This is a genomic window from Acidovorax sp. FHTAMBA (assembly GCF_038958875.1).
Taxonomy (GTDB): Bacteria; Pseudomonadota; Gammaproteobacteria; order Burkholderiales; family Burkholderiaceae_C; genus Acidovorax.
In genome coordinates, this window is the sequence record NZ_CP152407.1 from 3335709 (window position 1) to 3351257 (window position 15549).

A 15549-nucleotide genomic window follows, 5' to 3' on the forward strand; every position below is an offset into this window, starting at 1 on the left:
GGCACGCACGCAGCCATATCCTTGGAGAACGCTTCTTGAAACGCATCGTTATTTCTGTCGCAGCGGCACTGGTACTGGGCATGGTCGGCCTCTATTACGGGGAACCTTCGCTGTTCAAAGAGCCTCTGCTCAGGGCCAATCGCCATCTGTCCGGCCTGGAAGAAAAAACCGCCGATGCGGCCATGCACACCGTCCACTACTTGGACAGCGGCACGCCCCCAAACCCCGCGCCGGGCCACGGCAGTGGCACACCCATCGTTCTGCTGCACGGCATTTTTGCGGAGAAGGACCATTGGGTGGATTTTGCGCGACCGCTCACCGGCCAGTACCGGGTGATTGCCCCTGATATCCCGGGCTTTGGCGAGAGCACACGGCGGGACGACCAGCCCTACGACTACGCCGCCCACGTCACGCGGCTGGCCGCGTTTCTGGAAGCCCTCGGCCTTGGGCGCGTGCATCTGGCGGGCAACTCGATGGGCGGCACCATCGCCGCTCTCTTTGCTTTGCAGCATCCCGAGCGCGTGGCCAGCGTGGCCTTCATCGGCGCGCCCCACGGCATTCGCTCGCCCCAGCCCAGCACCATGGACCGCCTCATCGACACCGGACAACGCCCGCTGGTGGCCCACGATGCCGCCGCCTTCAACGCGATGATGGAGTTGGTGTTTGAAAAGCGCCCCTTTTTGCCCTATCCCATCCTGCATGCGTCTGAACAAGAAGCGCTGCGCAACGCCACCTCCAACACCCGCCTGTGGGACGCGCAGCTCAAAGACCGCTACCTGCTGGAACAACACCTGGGCCGCCTGCAGCAGCATCCCACCCTGGTCCTGTGGGGCGACAGCGACCGCGTGTTCGACCGAAGCGGCCTCAAGACCTTGCAAACGCTGCTTCCGCACGCGCAGATTGCCGCGCTGCCTGGCATCGGCCACCTGCCCATGATGGAAGCGCCCAAAGACACAGCGCAGCGGTACGCAAACTTTCTGGCCGTTGCGGTCAGCCCCAAGAGCAGTGCCGCCGTGAAATATCCATAAAAATAGCCTCCAGCGCTTATCCATAAAGCGCCAGCAGCTATAAATTTATGAGTAAACGAACAAGAGGTGCGTTGTGCGCCGTCTGGCTTGAATCACCCGCGGCGCGGCTTGCGCGCCTTGCTCTTGCTCGACTTGCCCGCAACCGCCTTCTTGACGGAGGCCTTCAGCGACTGAATCGGTGAACGCGCTGCCCGCTCGCGCGAGAGCCCGGCTTGCTCGGTCGCTGACGGGATTGCACCCTTGTCAGACTTTCGCCCGCCCGAGCGGCCGCCTGTCTTTCGGGCAGCACCACCGGTGCCCTCGGTGCCTACGCCCTTGTCCTTGAGCGCGCGGCCCAGCAGCTCTTCGCCCTCGCGCACCAGGCGGAAGTCGATCTTGCGGCCGTCCAGATCGACGCGGCTCACCTGCACCCGAACGCGGGCACCGATGGCATAACGGATGCCGGTGCGCTCACCGCGCAGTTCCTGGCGCGCTTCGTCGAACTTGAAGTATTCGCCACCGAGCTCGGTGATGTGCACCAGGCCTTCAACATACATGGCATCGAGCGTGACGAAGATGCCGAAGCTGGTTGCTGCGCTCACTACCCCGCTGTATTCCTCGCCCAGGTGCTCGCGCATGTACTTGCACTTGAGCCAGGCTTCCACGTCGCGGCTGGCTTCGTCGGCGCGACGCTCGTTGGCACTGCAGTGCAGGCCGGCGGCCTCCCAGGCCTGCGTGTCGCGGCTGGGCGGTGCCACATCCTTGCGGGGCTTGGTGCCGGGCGCCGCCACGCGGGCAGCCAGCCGCTTGGCCAGTTTGGCATGGGCTTCACCGGGTATGGGCAAGGTCGGCAACGCGTACTTCGTCTTGCTCAGAATGGCCTTGATGACGCGGTGCACCAGCAGGTCGGGGTAGCGCCGGATCGGGCTGGTGAAATGCGTGTAGGCATCGAACGCCAGGCCAAAGTGCCCACTGTTGACGGGCGTGTAGATGGCCTGCTGCATGGACCTCAGCAGCATGGTGTGGATCTGCTGCGCGTCGGGCCGCTCTTTGGTCGCCGTGGCAATCGCCTGGAAGTCGCCCGGCTTCGGGTCGTCGCCAATCGTCATGCCCACGGCCATGGCCTTGAGATAGTTGCGCAGGATCTCCTGCTTCTCGGGCGTAGGGCCTTCGTGCACACGGAACAGGCCCGGCTGGCCACCCTGCGCGATGAAGTCCGCACTGCACACGTTGGCGGCCAGCATGGCTTCCTCGATGAGCTTGTGCGCATCGTTGCGCGTGCGTGGCACGATCTTCTCGATGCGGCCGTTTTCGTCGCAGACGATCTGTGTTTCGGTGGTCTCGAAGTCCACCGCGCCGCGCGCCTGGCGTGCGATGAGCAGCGCGCGGTACACGTCGTGCAGGTTGAGCAAGTCCTTGACCCGGTCCTTGCGCTTGCTGGCCTCGGGGCCGCGCGTGTTGGCCAGGATCGCCGCCACCTCGGTGTAGGTGAAGCGTGCGTGGCTGAACATCACGGCCGGGTAGAACTGGTAGGCATGCACCTCGCCCTTGGCAGTGACCAGCATGTCGCAGACCATGCACAGGCGCTCCACCTCGGGGTTCAGAGAACAAAGCCCGTTGCTGAGCTTCTCGGGCAGCATGGGGATCACGCGGCGCGGAAAATACACGCTGGTGGCGCGGTCGTAAGCATCGATGTCGATGGCGCTGCCCGTTTCCACATAGTGGCTCACATCGGCAATCGCCACCAGCAGGCGCCAGCCCTTGCTGCGGCCGACCTTGGCGGGCTCACAGTACACGGCATCGTCGAAGTCGCGGGCGTCTTCGCCGTCGATGGTGACCAGGGGCACGTCGGTCAGATCCACGCGACGCTTCTTGTCCTGTGCGCGCACCTTGTCGGGCAGCTCCTTGGCCTGCGCCAGGCACTCGGCAGAGAACTCGTGCGGCACACCGTACTTGCGCACGGCGATTTCGATCTCCATGCCGGGGTCATCGACCTCGCCCAGCACTTCGGTGATACGCCCCACAGGCTGGCCAAACAAGGCCGGCGGCTCGGTCAGCTCGACTACAACGACCTGCCCAGGTTTCGCGGCGCCCGTAGCACCCTTGGGGATCAGTACATCCTGACCGTAGCGCTTGTCTTCGGGGGCCACGAGCCAGACGCCGCTTTCCTGCAGCAGCCGGCCGATGATGGGCTGGGGCGGACGCTCAATGATTTCAACGACGCGCCCCTCGGGGCGGCCACGGCGGTCCTGGCGGACGATGCGCACGCGCACACGGTCCTTGTGCAGGACTGCGCGCATTTCGTTCGGGGGGATATAGATGTCGCCTTCGCCATCGTCACGGATGACAAAACCGTGTCCATCACGGTGCCCTTGCACGCTGCCTTCAATCTCGTCCGACAAATGCGCGGACTGCGCGCCGGGGGTGGTTTTTTTGTTATACAATCTTAGTCTTTCCTGAAATGCCCAGGTGGCGGAATTGGTAGACGCACTAGTTTCAGGTACTAGCGAGTAACATCGTGGAGGTTCGAGTCCTCTCCTGGGCACCAAGTTTAACGAGAACCTGAGAAGGTTTTCAAAATATCAAAGCCGCTGCTAACACAGCGGCTTTTTTGTTGTGCGTGCCAAGAAAATCCGCTCCCGAATCTGGCGTCTACGTGACAGATGCGGGCAGGAACTCAACCCAAAGCTCCGCTGACCGCGTTGCAACCGCCCCTGAGCCGCACCAACCACTTGCCCTTCGATTGATGCACGGTGCCTACCACGGGCCCTCGCCCTTCTCCACCGGCCTTTTCAGCATATTCTTTGGAAGTTGGTCAGCGCTGCGAATTATTTGTTCTATAATTCGAGGCTGATCTGAAAGCCCAGGTGGCGGAATTGGTAGACGCACTAGTTTCAGGTACTAGCGAGTAACATCGTGGAGGTTCGAGTCCTCTCCTGGGCACCAAATACACAAAAAGCCGTTGCAACTGCAACGGCTTTTTTGCTTTCTGACCTCCAAAAAAACGAGACCGCCAGAGCGATCTCGTTTTCGTTTTGGGTGCAGTGTTACGGGCATACGCATTGCAGGGCGCGTACCCCGACTCGTGAGTTACTTGCGCAACAGCGTCTTCAGAACATTCTGTAAACGGCGTGCGTTGGCGCCATCGCTGGCACTGCCCAGAACCCGTGCAACATCCTGGCCCCAGGTCTGCGCCGGGGCAGGGTCATTGCGGCGCGTCAGCAATTGCAGCTGCAGCATGCGCCGCGCCGCAATGTGTTCTGCGGGTGTCGGCGCTTCAGCGGCAATTTCCAGGCGCAGCAGGGCTTCGCCGGCCTCTCCCTTGGGTGGGGCCGCCAGCGCTTGCGTCCAGGCACTGCGCACCGATGCACTCACACCAGCGCCCAGATCGTGTGAGCCCGGCACAAGCGCTGCGTCGCGCTTCTCCCAAGCCGTCAACAGCTGGGTCAGGGCTTCGCCATGGGCCTGCGCCGCCAGCTTCTTCAAAGCCAGCTGTGCGTGTTCCATGGCTTCGCGCTGGGCGCGGAACGCAGTGTCACCCAGACGGGGGCCCCGGTCTTCAAAGGCCGGGCGGTCACCGAAGCGGCCGCCCCGGTCACCGCGGTCCGCCATGCGGCCATCACCGCGCGGGCCACGGCCGCCGTCGCGGTCACCCGCACGACCCTCGCGACGGTCGCCAGGGCGAGCACCACGGCCAGGGGCTACAGGCGCGTCCTTCTTCATGCCGGGGCGGTCATCACCGCGCACGGCCACCACAGGCCGGACTGGAGGCTTGGGCGCTGCGGGCGCCGGGGCTGCAGCTTCGGCGGTTTCACTGCCGGGGGTTGTTCCATCCGATGCGCTGGAACTTGCTTCTGCAGCAACGGCGGGGGAGCCCGCCTGCGCCTCCGATTGCGCCTGGGCATCCTTGTGCGCTGTGGCCACAGCTTCTGCAGCCTGGGCCTGGCCGCGCAGTGCCGCTTCCAGCGCCTGCATGGCTGCACGGATCCGCTGCGCGTCGCCGCTGGCATTGGCAGCCTCCAGGGCCTTGGAAGCCTCCAGCACCACGCGGTCGCGCGCACTCAACTCGGTCACTGCGCGCTCGCGGTCTGCCGACTTGCGGTTAAAGGCTTCATCAATGGGCTTGCGGAACGCATCCCACAGCTTTTGTTCATGCTTGCGGTCCAAGGGCACTGTTTGCGCCTCGGCTTGCCAGCGTTGCTGCAGCGCCTTGACGGCATCAATACGCAAGCTGGGCGCAGCACCGAGGGCCATGGCCTCATCGATCATGGCATGGCGGCGGGCCAGGCTTTCCTTTTGTGCACCTTCGAGCGGAGCCGCCGCCAGGGCGATAGCCTGCTTCCACAGCGGTTGCAATTCCGCGAAAAGCTTCTCGCCCACGTGGCCGCCTTCGCGCCAGCGATCCCCAAACTGGTGGAGGGCACGGTTGATCGCCTTCCAGTCGCCAGATTTTGCGTGTTCCTGGGCCCACGCCTTGACCTCTTCGATCAGCGCCAGCCGTTGCGCCTTGTGCTCAGCGGCCTCGGTGCGGATCTTGTCGAGCCAGGCTTCGACCACCTTGTGCGCTGCATTGCAGGCTTCGTCAAACTTCTTCCACAGGCCATGGTTGGGAGCCCCCCCCTGATCGGCCTGCTTCCACTGCTCGCGCAGGCTGCGCAGGGTTTCCTGCATCTTGCGGCCACCCAGAGCCTGACCTTCGGGTCGATTCAGAAGGGCTTCTGCCTTGGCCACCAGGTCTTCGCGCACCTGATCTGCACTCCAGCGCTGCCAGCCTTCAAGTTCCCCGGCTGCCACGAGGGCCGTGTGCACCTGTTGCTCGAGGGCACCGTCGATATGCTTGCCATGCACCTTGAGCACGGCGCGCAGCGCAGCTGCCGCCCCGGCGCTCGCCTTGCCATGGCCCTCGGCAGTTTCCTTTTCGAGGACTGCCAGCGCATCGCGCACGCTCTGCACCGCCTTCTCAACCACCTCGGGTGCAGCTTTGGGCTTTGCCACGCGCGCAGGCTTGGCGGCTGCAGCAGCCTCCGTGGGCAATCCACGCGCGACCCGCAATTCGTCGGCCCACACGGGGACCGGGGGGAGAGGTGCATTCGCGTCTTCCGACGCAGCCACTGCCTGGGCAATCGCAGGCTGGAAGGCATCCCACACCACCAGCAACTGGGTACGAGATGCGTCCAGCAGCGGCGGAAAACGCGCTTCGACGCTGTTCCAGCTGGCGTCACCCGTCAACTCCAGCGCCTGCTCCTGCCAACGGGCGACATCCACGCGCAGCAGTTCCAGCGCCGCTTGTGCATCCCGCCAGGATTTCGTGGACAGCACCTCGATGCGCTGGGCCAGCAACACTGCCGCCTCGCGCTGCACTTGCACGCGGTGCTGCAGATCCTCGATCACCTTGATGCGGTCGGCAACCTGAACCTTGAGCAGCGACAGGGGCTCGCGCGAGAGCGGCGCCCCGGCTTTGGCGGCATCACGTTGCCAGGCCAACGCATCGGCAATGTTGAGTTTGGGGGCTGCGAGCAGCGCTTGTGCTTTCTCTGCCCACTCTGCGGCAATGGCTTCCTGGCCCTTCGCGCGGCGGATTTCGTCAAGGCGCTCGCGCACAGCACGTGCAGCGCCTTTGTCCCGCCCACTCAATTCCTTGAACACCTCTTGCAACTGCTCAGTGGGAGGCTGGCTGGCAAGCCAGTCGCGAATGCGGGAGGACCGCTCACCGGACGTGGCAGCCGAAAAAGCGCCGCCGGTCAAAGCATCCAGCGGATGCGGCTCATGGGGTTTGGCCGGGGCCGGATTCACTTCAGGTGCGTCGGACATTTTGTTGCGGGAAAAAAATGGAAACATGGATCCAATGGATAACAGAGGTGCCCCGGCGTACCGCCTCGGGGCGCGCCCTGGCGACCGCGCCATGCGCGCACCAGAACTACAAGGAAGCTATTTTCACCGGGTTTGGCAAACAGTCCGCATCGAGGCGGTACGCCCACCCGTGAGGGTGATCTGGCACAAAGCTTTGCCAGACTGACTGACATGGTGCATCCCCTGGAGCGCCGCACTCAAACTCATGCGACAAGGCGTCTGCCCCAAGGCACGGCCTCCATTATCTATATATGCAAGCGCAACCCAAGTCCACCGACGGCAACACTTGATGGTGCAAAGAAGAAAGCCCGGCGGACAGGGCCTCAAGGCCTGCCCGCCGGGCTTGACGGCTGACACAACGGTCTTTGCCATCGATCGCAATGCGGAGATGAAAGTCCACATGGCGCGGAGGCAAGGTATTGCCTCCAAGGGTTGCCTTGAAAGCCGCATCTGCTGCACCTGGGCACTGAATGCCTCCGGAGGGAGAGTTGGCTTTGTCTGGCGATGCCTGTTATCTACAGGCAGCGCAACCTTACCAAACCCGCAGCTTCAACTCAAACCGGATTCTCAATGGCACCCAAACCCGCGATTGAAAATGCCATTCAGGTAGGCCAGCCATTCACCCAGAGGTACAGGCAAAGGTCAGCTAAATACCCAAAAAACTGTGGTTTTTCACATATTTTTCATAACTTTAATGTCTGAAAAAGCAATTTTTTAGTATTGACTAAGCATTTAGTGAACTTCTAGAATCCGCCAGCCCCAAACCGGGCTAGTAAAAACCCCAATCTCGCTGCCGACCCCGGCTAAGTCAAGGCAGGCCCCAAGCACACCCCAGACGTGCGGCCTCCGTTGATGGCGTACCAATCCAGGCGATATCCGCACCGGGCCAGTCCCTCCAAGGACTGGATCCAACACTGCGGCGCCTCAGAAAGGAAGAGCTATGACAGCGTCAGGAAAATTGGTCTCCGGCGTACGGACCTTCGTGGCCGACGTGACCGAAGGTTTTCTTGAAATCACCCACAACAGCTTTGCCCTCATCGGCCTGGCCGTTGCATTCGTCGTGATCACCCTCACGGCCCGCCCGGACCTGCGCCAGGCGGGCGAAGCGCAACTGATGAACTGGTTACAGGCCCGGCAGGTTGAAGTGCTGGGCATGCCCGTCGAGCCCGAGGCCAACGAGCGCGCAACTGCGGCCAACCCCCGCGACCTTCCCAAAGAGCAGGCGGCTGTCGCCTTCTGGCTCAGCAAGAAGTACCGCGTGGCGCCCGAGCCGCTGAGCGTCCTTGTGGCCGAGGCCTACGACATCGGCGCGCGCGCCAAGATTGATCCCACGCTGATCCTTGCCATCATGGCGATCGAGTCGAGCTTCAACCCGTTTGCCCAAAGCTCCGTTGGCGCGCAAGGCCTGATGCAGGTGATGACCAAAGTGCATACCGACAAGTATGAAAACTTCGGCGGCCACTTTGCCGCCTTCGACCCGGTCACCAACCTGCGTGTGGGTGTGAAGGTGCTCCAGGAATGCATTGCACGGGCCGGGTCGGTCGAGGGTGGACTGCGCTACTACGTCGGCGCAGCAAACCTGCCGGATGATGGTGGCTATGCGGCCAAGGTGATGGCCGAGCACTTCCGGCTGCGCCAGGTGGCTGGTGGCCGGTCGTCGATGCCCACATCGCCACCGCCGACTTTGTCGACCCAGGCGCCTGCGCAGGTCATCCCCGTGGTCGCGCCGCCTGCGCCGGCCCCGGCCAGCAACGACAAGGTCGCCCTGCTCTCGGGCCTTTGAGCCGGTCAGGTGGCCTTGCGGTGCGCACTCTTTCTGCTGCCGTGTGACGGCCCTCAGCTACACTAGCGGGGTACGCGACTGGCGATAGGCGCGACCCCCGCAACGGGTGTCGCCGCTGACGTGGAAACCAGCAAGAGCCTGCCTCTTGTGAACCACTGGGGAGCGTGCCGCAAAGGTCTTTATCTGCGCGTTCAGCCGTTCGCCTGGGCAGCCCTTGTTTCAAGGGACACAAGTTCATAGGACTGCCAACCATGTACGACCGCAAAATTCTTGTCGAACAAACCGACCCCGAACTCTTTGCCGCCATCCAGGCTGAAAACGCCCGGCAAGAACACCACATCGAGCTGATCGCCAGCGAGAACTACGCCTCCCCCGCCGTGATGTGGGCGCAGGGCACGCAACTGACCAACAAATACGCCGAAGGCTACCCCGGCAAGCGCTACTACGGTGGCTGCGAGCATGTGGACGTGGCCGAGCAGCTGGCCATCGACCGCGTCAAGCAGATCTTTGGCGCCGAAGCCGCCAACGTGCAGCCGCACTGCGGCGCTTCCGCCAACGAGGCGGTGTTTCTGGCCTTCCTGAAGCCGGGCGACACCATCATGGGCATGAGCCTGGCCGAAGGCGGCCACCTCACGCACGGCATGCCGCTGAACATGAGCGGCAAGTGGTTCAACGTGGTCTCCTACGGCCTCGACGCCAACGAAGCCATCGACTACGACGCGATGGAAAAAAAGGCCCACGAAACCAGGCCCAAGCTCATCATCGCCGGTGCCTCGGCCTACAGCCTGCACATCGACTTTGAGCGCTTCGCCAAGGTGGCCAAGGATGTGGGCGCGATCTTCATGGTGGACATGGCCCACTACGCCGGCCTGATTGCCGCTGGCGTGTACCCCAACCCTGTGCCCCATGCCGACGTGGTCACATCCACTACGCACAAGAGCCTGCGCGGCCCCCGTGGCGGCATCATCCTGATGAAGGCCCAGCACGAGAAGGCCATCAACAGTGCCATCTTCCCCGGCCTGCAAGGCGGCCCGCTGATGCACGTCATCGCGGCCAAGGCCGTGGCCTTCAAGGAAGCGCTGCAGCCCGAGTTCAAGACCTACCAGGAACAGGTGGCCAAGAACGCCAAGGTGGTGGCCGAGACGCTGACCGCACGCGGCCTGCGCATCGTGAGCGGCGGAACGCAAAGCCACGTGATGCTGGTCGATCTGCGCGCCAAGGGCATTACCGGCAAGGAAGCCGAGGCCGTGCTGGGCGCTGCCCACATGACCATCAACAAGAACGCGATCCCCAACGACCCTGAAAAGCCGATGGTGACCAGTGGCGTGCGCATTGGCACCCCCGCCATGACCACGCGCGGCTTCAAGGAAGAAGAAGCCCGCATCACGGCCAACCTGATCGCGGACGTGCTGGACAACCCGCGCGACGAAGCCAACATCGCCGCGGTGCGTGCCAAGGTCAACGCACTGACCGCCCGCTTCCCCGTCTACGGCTAAATCCACCGCCGAAAACCATGAAGTGCCCCTTCTGCAGCAACCTCGAAACGCAAGTCGTTGAAACGCGGGTGTCTGAGGATGGGGTCTTCATTCGCCGCCGCCGCCAGTGCGGCGCGTGCGACAAGCGCTTTACCACCTACGAGCGGCCGGAGGTGAACTTCCCGGCCATCGTCAAAAAGGACGGGCGCCGCATTGAATACGACCGGGGCAAGCTGCTCGCTTCGTTCAATCTGGCGCTGCGCAAGCGTCCCGTCAGCACCGACCAGATCGACAGCGCCATCGAGCGTATCGAGGAAAAACTGCTCAATCTGGGCCAGCGCGAAGTGGTCTCCAGCCGCATTGGCGAGCTGGTGATGCGCGAGCTCAAGAAGCTCGACAAGGTGGCCTACATCCGCTTTGCCAGCGTGTACCGAAGCTTTGAAGACATCGACGACTTCCGCGCCATGGTCGATGAAGTGCGCAAATAACCGACACATCGTCGCGTATGCACCTGAAGCGTGCTGCGTGATAGGTTGAAGGTGTTTTTGGCCTCTAGCGCTTTACCAGAAAGCGCCTGCAGCTATTGATTGCATAGCCAATCGCAGAACATCGTGTAGCGGATACCAACACGGGTGGGGCCGGCTGTCACCTGTGCAACACCCACAGCAACTCCTTAATTGATAGCTACCAGCGCTTGATGGATAAGCGCTAACGGCATTTTTCATCCAAAATTTGGTGTGCAACGCGCCAGCGCATGAACCGCCCGTACCCCACAATGCGCCCGGTGAAAACCCGCCACTTCCTGCAGCTGGTGCTGCTGTCTGCCCTGTGGGGCGCCTCGTTTCTCTTTATCCGCATTGCCAGCCCTGTGCTCGGGCCGAACGTGATGGCTGCGCTGCGCATTGGCCTGGCCACGGTCACCCTGATCGGCATCATGCGTTTCGCCCACGAAGCCTGGCCCTGGCGCCACTGGCGCGAGCTGGTCGGATTGGGCACGCTGACCGTGGCCCTGCCCTTTCTGCTGTATGCCTGGGCGGCCTTGCACCTGCCCGCAGGCTACAGCTCATTGCTCAACACCATGGCCGTGCCCTTCGGCGTGATTGCCGCCGCCTGGATGAAGGAGGACTCGCTGAGCACGCGCAAGTGGCTGGGCTGCATCTGCGGCTTTGCGGGGGTTGCGCTGATTGTGCAACTGGGGCCGGTGGAGCCCACACCGGCCTTGCTCTGGGCCGCCGCTGCGTGCGTGGCGGCGTCCGCGTGCTACGGGATTTCGACGACCTGGATGAAGCGTGCCACCAAGCGCATGTCTCCGCTGTCGATCGCTGCGGGCATCCACGCCGCTGCACTGGTATTGCTGATCCCGGGCGCGGGCTGGAGCCTGCCGCAGGCCCAGTTCACGCCCGGTGCCCTGGCAGCGGTGGCGGTGATGGGTATCGTGACCTCGGGCCTGGCGTACTGGCTCAACCTGCGGGTGCTGACCCATGTGTCCCCGGTGGCGGCAATGAGCTCCGCCTTCATGATTCCGCTGTTTGGCGTGGCCTGGGGCCACATCTTTCTGGGCGAGGCCCTCGGGCCCGCCATGGTGTGGGGCGGCACCCTGGTGCTGGTGGCTACGGGCCTGGTCACGGGGTTCAACCCGCTGCGGTGGCTTGTTGCGCTGCGCTCGCGCAGGAGTTAGCCGCCCGGCCAGTCAAAGAAACGACGCCTGGATGGGCGGCACGGGGGAGGCCACGTCGCCACACTGCGCACGGTGACGCAGGGCGTGGTCCATCACCACCAACGCGAGCAGCGCCTCGGCAATGGGCGCTGCGCGAATGCCCACGCAGGGGTCGTGGCGGCCCTTGGTGATGACTTCGGTGCTGTTGCCGTGCACGTCAATCGACTCGCGCGGGCTGATGATGGAGCTGGTGGGCTTGATGGCGATGCTCACCTCCAGGTCCTGCCCGGTGCTGATGCCACCCAGCACACCGCCGGCGTTGTTGGTGCGAAAGCCCTGGGGCGTCATCGAATCGCCGTGCATGGTGCCCCGGTGCGCCACGCTGGCAAAGCCCGCGCCAATCTCCACGCCCTTCACGGCATTCAAGCCCATCATGGCGTGGGCGATATCAGCGTCGAGCTTGTCATACAGCGGCTCGCCCAGGCCCACCGGCACGCCCGTGGCCTGCACACGGATGCGGGCGCCACACGAATCACCGGCCTTGCGCAGGGCGTCCATGTAGTCCTCGTACTGCTGCACGTCGGCCACCGGGGCAAAGAAGGGGTTGGCGCGTACGTGATCCCAGCTCTCGAACGGGATGGGCAGCTCGCCCAGCTGCGTCATGCAGGCGCGGAACTGGGCGCCATACTGTTGTGCCAGCCACTTCTTGGCCACGGCGCCCGCAGCCACCGTGGGCGCCGTCAGGCGGGCCGACGAGCGGCCGCCACCGCGCGGGTCGCGGATGCCGTATTTGTGCCAGTAGGTGTAGTCCGCGTGGCCGGGGCGAAAACTCTCGGCAATATTGCTGTAGTCCTTGCTGCGCTGGTCGGTGTTGCGGATCAGCAGGGCGATGGGGGTACCGGTGGTCTTGCCTTCGTATACGCCAGAGAGGATCTCTACCGCATCGGGCTCGCTCCTCTGCGTGACGTGGCGGCTGGTGCCGGGGCGGCGCCGGTCGAGGTCGGCCTGGATGTCAGCCTCGGCGAGCGGCATGCCAGGCGGGCAGCCGTCAATCACGCAGCCAATGGCCGGGCCGTGGGATTCACCAAAGTTGGTGACTGCGAATAAGGTGCCGATGGTGTTGCCGCTCATGGGGCGGGATTATCCCAGAGCATGACGGCCCCGGCGCACCATGAAGCCTGGTGGCGCTCCCCCACCCTGACGCGGACCCGCGGGCACCACCAGTGGGGCCAGTTCCTGCTTGGCATCGCACTGCGCGCTTGCTAGCATGCGGCATCCACCTTCGGGACACCATGCCCTCCTTCGCGCCACCCAGACAGGGCTCTCCATTGCCGATCCACCCTCCCCAGCCCGCTCCACTGGCAGACGCGCAACTTCGGCGAGCCCTTGACGCCAGCGATAACGCCATAGTGCTGACCAACAGCGCCAAACGCGTGGTGTACGTGAACGAAGGTTTCAGGCGCATGTTTGGCTACGGGCCCGATGAAGTACTGGGCAGGCGTCTGAACGAGGTGCTCCTGGGGCCCCATTCCGACAGGGACCTGATCGACAGCATCCGGGCGAACGTGGAAGCGCACGGGCATTTCCATGGCGACACGCTCCTGTATGGAAAGTCCGGGCAACCACGCTGGGCCTCGTTGGTCATCAACCCTGCCGGTGACGACGCGGACGGCCCGGGCGGCAGCATCTCGATCCTGACCGACATCACGCTCACCAAGATGCATGAGGTGCTGCAGACCCGGGTGCTGGAAGGCATGGTAAAGGAACTGCCGCTGCCCGAGCTGATGGCGCTGGTCTGCCGCGAGGTCGAACGCATAGCCCCCGAGGTCACCGCCACCATCCTCGCGGTCGATGCACAGGGCCTGCTGAGGCCACTGGCGGCGCCGGGGCTGCCGGCCGCCATCAGCCGGGCCCTGGATGGGGTGCCGATTGGGCCCAGGGCGGGTTCGTGCGGCACGGCTGCATTTCGCAATGAGCCCGTGGTGGTGACCGACATTGCCTCCGACCCACTGTGGGACGACTACCGCGCCCTGTTTGTCGACAGCGGGATGCGCGCCTGCTGGTCCAGCCCCATCCGCGACCACCGGGGGCAGCCGATCGGCACGTTTGCGTTTTACTACCGCGAACCGCGCATGCCCGATGCCCTGCACCGGCGGCTTGTGGACGTGTGCCTGCACCTGTGTGCGGTGGCGATTGAGCGCGACAGCACGCACCAGCGCATCCACCAGCTGGCGTTTTTTGACGTACTGACCGGTCTGCCCAACCGAGCCCTGTTTCGCAGCAGTGCGCAGCGTGCCCTGGTCGAGCTTCACCGGGAAGGTAGGCCGGGCGCGTTGCTGTTCCTGGACCTGGACCGGTTCAAGCAGGTGAACGAAACGCAAGGTCACGCGGCTGGCGATGCGCTGCTCTGCGAAGTGGCCAAGCGCCTCACACAGGGCCTGCGCGCCCGCGACCTGATCGCCCGCCTGTCGAGCGACGAGTTTGTGCTGCTGCTGTCCGAATGCAGCACCGAGCAGGCGGTGCAACGCGCACATCGGGTGCTGCACGCCATCGCCCAGCCGCTGAACATTCTGGGACAGACCCATGTACCGCACGCAAGCATCGGCATCGCCATGTTTCCGAGCGATGGCGACACCATTGACACCCTGCTGCGCCATGCAGACCAGGCCATGCACCAGGCCAAGAGCGATCACCGCCACAGCCTGCAGCTGTTCAGCGCCGAGATGAACCGCCGCGCGCAGGAGCGCGCCGCGCTGGAGCGTGCACTGCAGCAGGCGCTGTCCGACCGCAGCCTCACGCTGCACTACCAGCCGCAGGTCCTCAGCAGCGCCCCCGGCACCTTGCACGGTGTGGAGGCCCTGGCGCGCTGGAACCACCCGCAGTGGGGCATGGTGCCGCCGTCACAGTTCATCCCCGTGGCCGAAGACGCCGGGCTGATCCATGAGCTCACCCTGTGGCTGCTGGACGAAGCCTGCCGCCAGCTGGCGGCCTGGCGCGCTGCGGGCCACGATGTACCGTGCGTGGCCGTCAACCTCTCGGGCCGCAGCTTTCACCGGCCGGAGTTTGCGCAGGAGATCAGCGATGCGCTGCAGCGCCATGGCCTGCGTGCCAGCGACGTGCTGCTGGAGATCACGGAGAGCGTGATGATGGATGCACGGCCCGTCACGCTGCAGAACATCGAGTCCCTGCACCACCAGGGCTTCAAGCTGTCGCTGGATGACTTTGGAACGGGCTATTCCAGCCTGAGCTATCTGCACCGCCTGCCCATCAGTGAACTGAAACTCGACATGGCTTTTGTGCAGGACCTCACCACCAGCGCCACGGCGCGCGCCCTCACGGTGTCGGTGCTGAGCATTGCGCACAGCCTGGGCATGGTGGTGGTGGCCGAGGGGGTGGAGACCACCGGTCAGCAGCAGTGGTTGCAGGCCCACGGCTGCCCGGTGTTGCAGGGGTACCTGTTCGGAAAACCCATGCCAGCGCAAGATTTGGAAACCTGGCTGATTGACAAGACTCCGCTGGCGGCGTTCGGCCACCGCTGACGTAGATGCACGCTTGCGAAACACGGCATGAACATCCCAAGTATGTAGCGCGTGGCGATCCAGCATCACTTTTGGGGTACCTCGTCCATGTCGGTTTGCAGAGCGCAGGCCATAGGGGCATCGTCCATCGTCGTAAGCACCGGCGTTGTGCCTAGCCGCCGCCGCTTTTCATGAGGCCCGGATATCAGCCTCAGCCATTGGCATGCCGGTCAAAGTACTGTGAATAGGCCAAAAATTG

The 15549-nt window shown here is 63.9% G+C and carries 9 protein-coding genes, 2 tRNA genes and 1 riboswitch; of the genes, 8 read left to right on the top strand and 3 right to left on the bottom strand.

What is annotated here, in order from left to right:
* Window positions 1–35: 35 nt before the first annotated feature.
* On the top strand, window positions 36–1028 hold the full coding sequence (locus tag AAFF19_RS15650) for an alpha/beta hydrolase (protein ID WP_342720524.1): 993 nt from the start codon (window positions 36–38) through the stop codon (window positions 1026–1028).
* A 92-nt stretch (window positions 1029–1120) separates the two neighbouring features.
* Here the strand turns inward: AAFF19_RS15650 and rnr are convergent, their stop codons facing one another.
* The gene (gene rnr, locus AAFF19_RS15655; RefSeq protein ID WP_342720525.1) at window positions 1121–3451 is read right to left on the bottom strand and encodes a ribonuclease R; all 2331 of its coding nucleotides are present in this window, start codon (window positions 3449–3451) and stop codon (window positions 1121–1123) included.
* Window positions 3452–3470: 19 nt separating this feature from the next.
* On the opposite strand from rnr, the gene AAFF19_RS15660 reads away from it, so the two are divergent.
* Together AAFF19_RS15660 and AAFF19_RS15665 are read left to right on the top strand one after the other, a co-directional pair.
* Window positions 3471–3555, top strand: a tRNA-Leu gene (locus AAFF19_RS15660).
* A 313-nt stretch (window positions 3556–3868) separates the two neighbouring features.
* Window positions 3869–3953, top strand: a tRNA-Leu gene (locus tag AAFF19_RS15665).
* A gap of 144 nt (window positions 3954–4097) precedes the next feature.
* Here the strand turns inward: AAFF19_RS15665 and AAFF19_RS15670 are convergent.
* On the bottom strand, window positions 4098–6845 hold the full coding sequence (locus tag AAFF19_RS15670) for a DUF349 domain-containing protein (protein WP_342720526.1): 2748 nt from the start codon (window positions 6843–6845) through the stop codon (window positions 4098–4100).
* Between the two features lie 952 nt (window positions 6846–7797).
* Between AAFF19_RS15670 and AAFF19_RS15675 the strand changes: the two genes are divergently transcribed.
* From AAFF19_RS15675 to AAFF19_RS15690, 4 genes are all read left to right on the top strand, one after another.
* The gene (locus tag AAFF19_RS15675) at window positions 7798–8640 is read left to right on the top strand and encodes a lytic transglycosylase domain-containing protein (RefSeq protein WP_342720527.1); all 843 of its coding nucleotides are present in this window, start codon (window positions 7798–7800) and stop codon (window positions 8638–8640) included.
* Window positions 8641–8704: 64 nt separating this feature from the next.
* Window positions 8705–8856: riboswitch (ZMP/ZTP riboswitch) on the top strand.
* Between the two features lie 35 nt (window positions 8857–8891).
* Complete coding sequence (gene glyA, locus AAFF19_RS15680; protein WP_182118414.1) at window positions 8892–10136, top strand: serine hydroxymethyltransferase; 1245 nt, start codon at window positions 8892–8894, stop codon at window positions 10134–10136.
* A gap of 17 nt (window positions 10137–10153) precedes the next feature.
* Complete coding sequence (gene nrdR, locus AAFF19_RS15685; protein WP_008906699.1) at window positions 10154–10603, top strand: transcriptional regulator NrdR; 450 nt, start codon at window positions 10154–10156, stop codon at window positions 10601–10603.
* A 287-nt stretch (window positions 10604–10890) separates the two neighbouring features.
* The gene (locus AAFF19_RS15690; protein ID WP_342720528.1) at window positions 10891–11793 is read left to right on the top strand and encodes a DMT family transporter; all 903 of its coding nucleotides are present in this window, start codon (window positions 10891–10893) and stop codon (window positions 11791–11793) included.
* Between the two features lie 12 nt (window positions 11794–11805).
* Here AAFF19_RS15690 and aroC read toward each other — a convergent pair whose 3' ends face one another.
* The gene (gene aroC / locus AAFF19_RS15695) at window positions 11806–12903 is read right to left on the bottom strand and encodes a chorismate synthase (RefSeq protein ID WP_182118413.1); all 1098 of its coding nucleotides are present in this window, start codon (window positions 12901–12903) and stop codon (window positions 11806–11808) included.
* 161 nt (window positions 12904–13064) lie between these two features.
* Here aroC and AAFF19_RS15700 point away from each other — a divergent pair, with 161 nt between their 5' ends.
* Window positions 13065–15311 (top strand): EAL domain-containing protein, encoded by a 2247-nt coding sequence (locus AAFF19_RS15700; RefSeq protein WP_342720529.1) that lies wholly within the window; start codon window positions 13065–13067, stop codon window positions 15309–15311.
* The last annotated feature ends 238 nt before the right edge of the window (window positions 15312–15549 follow it).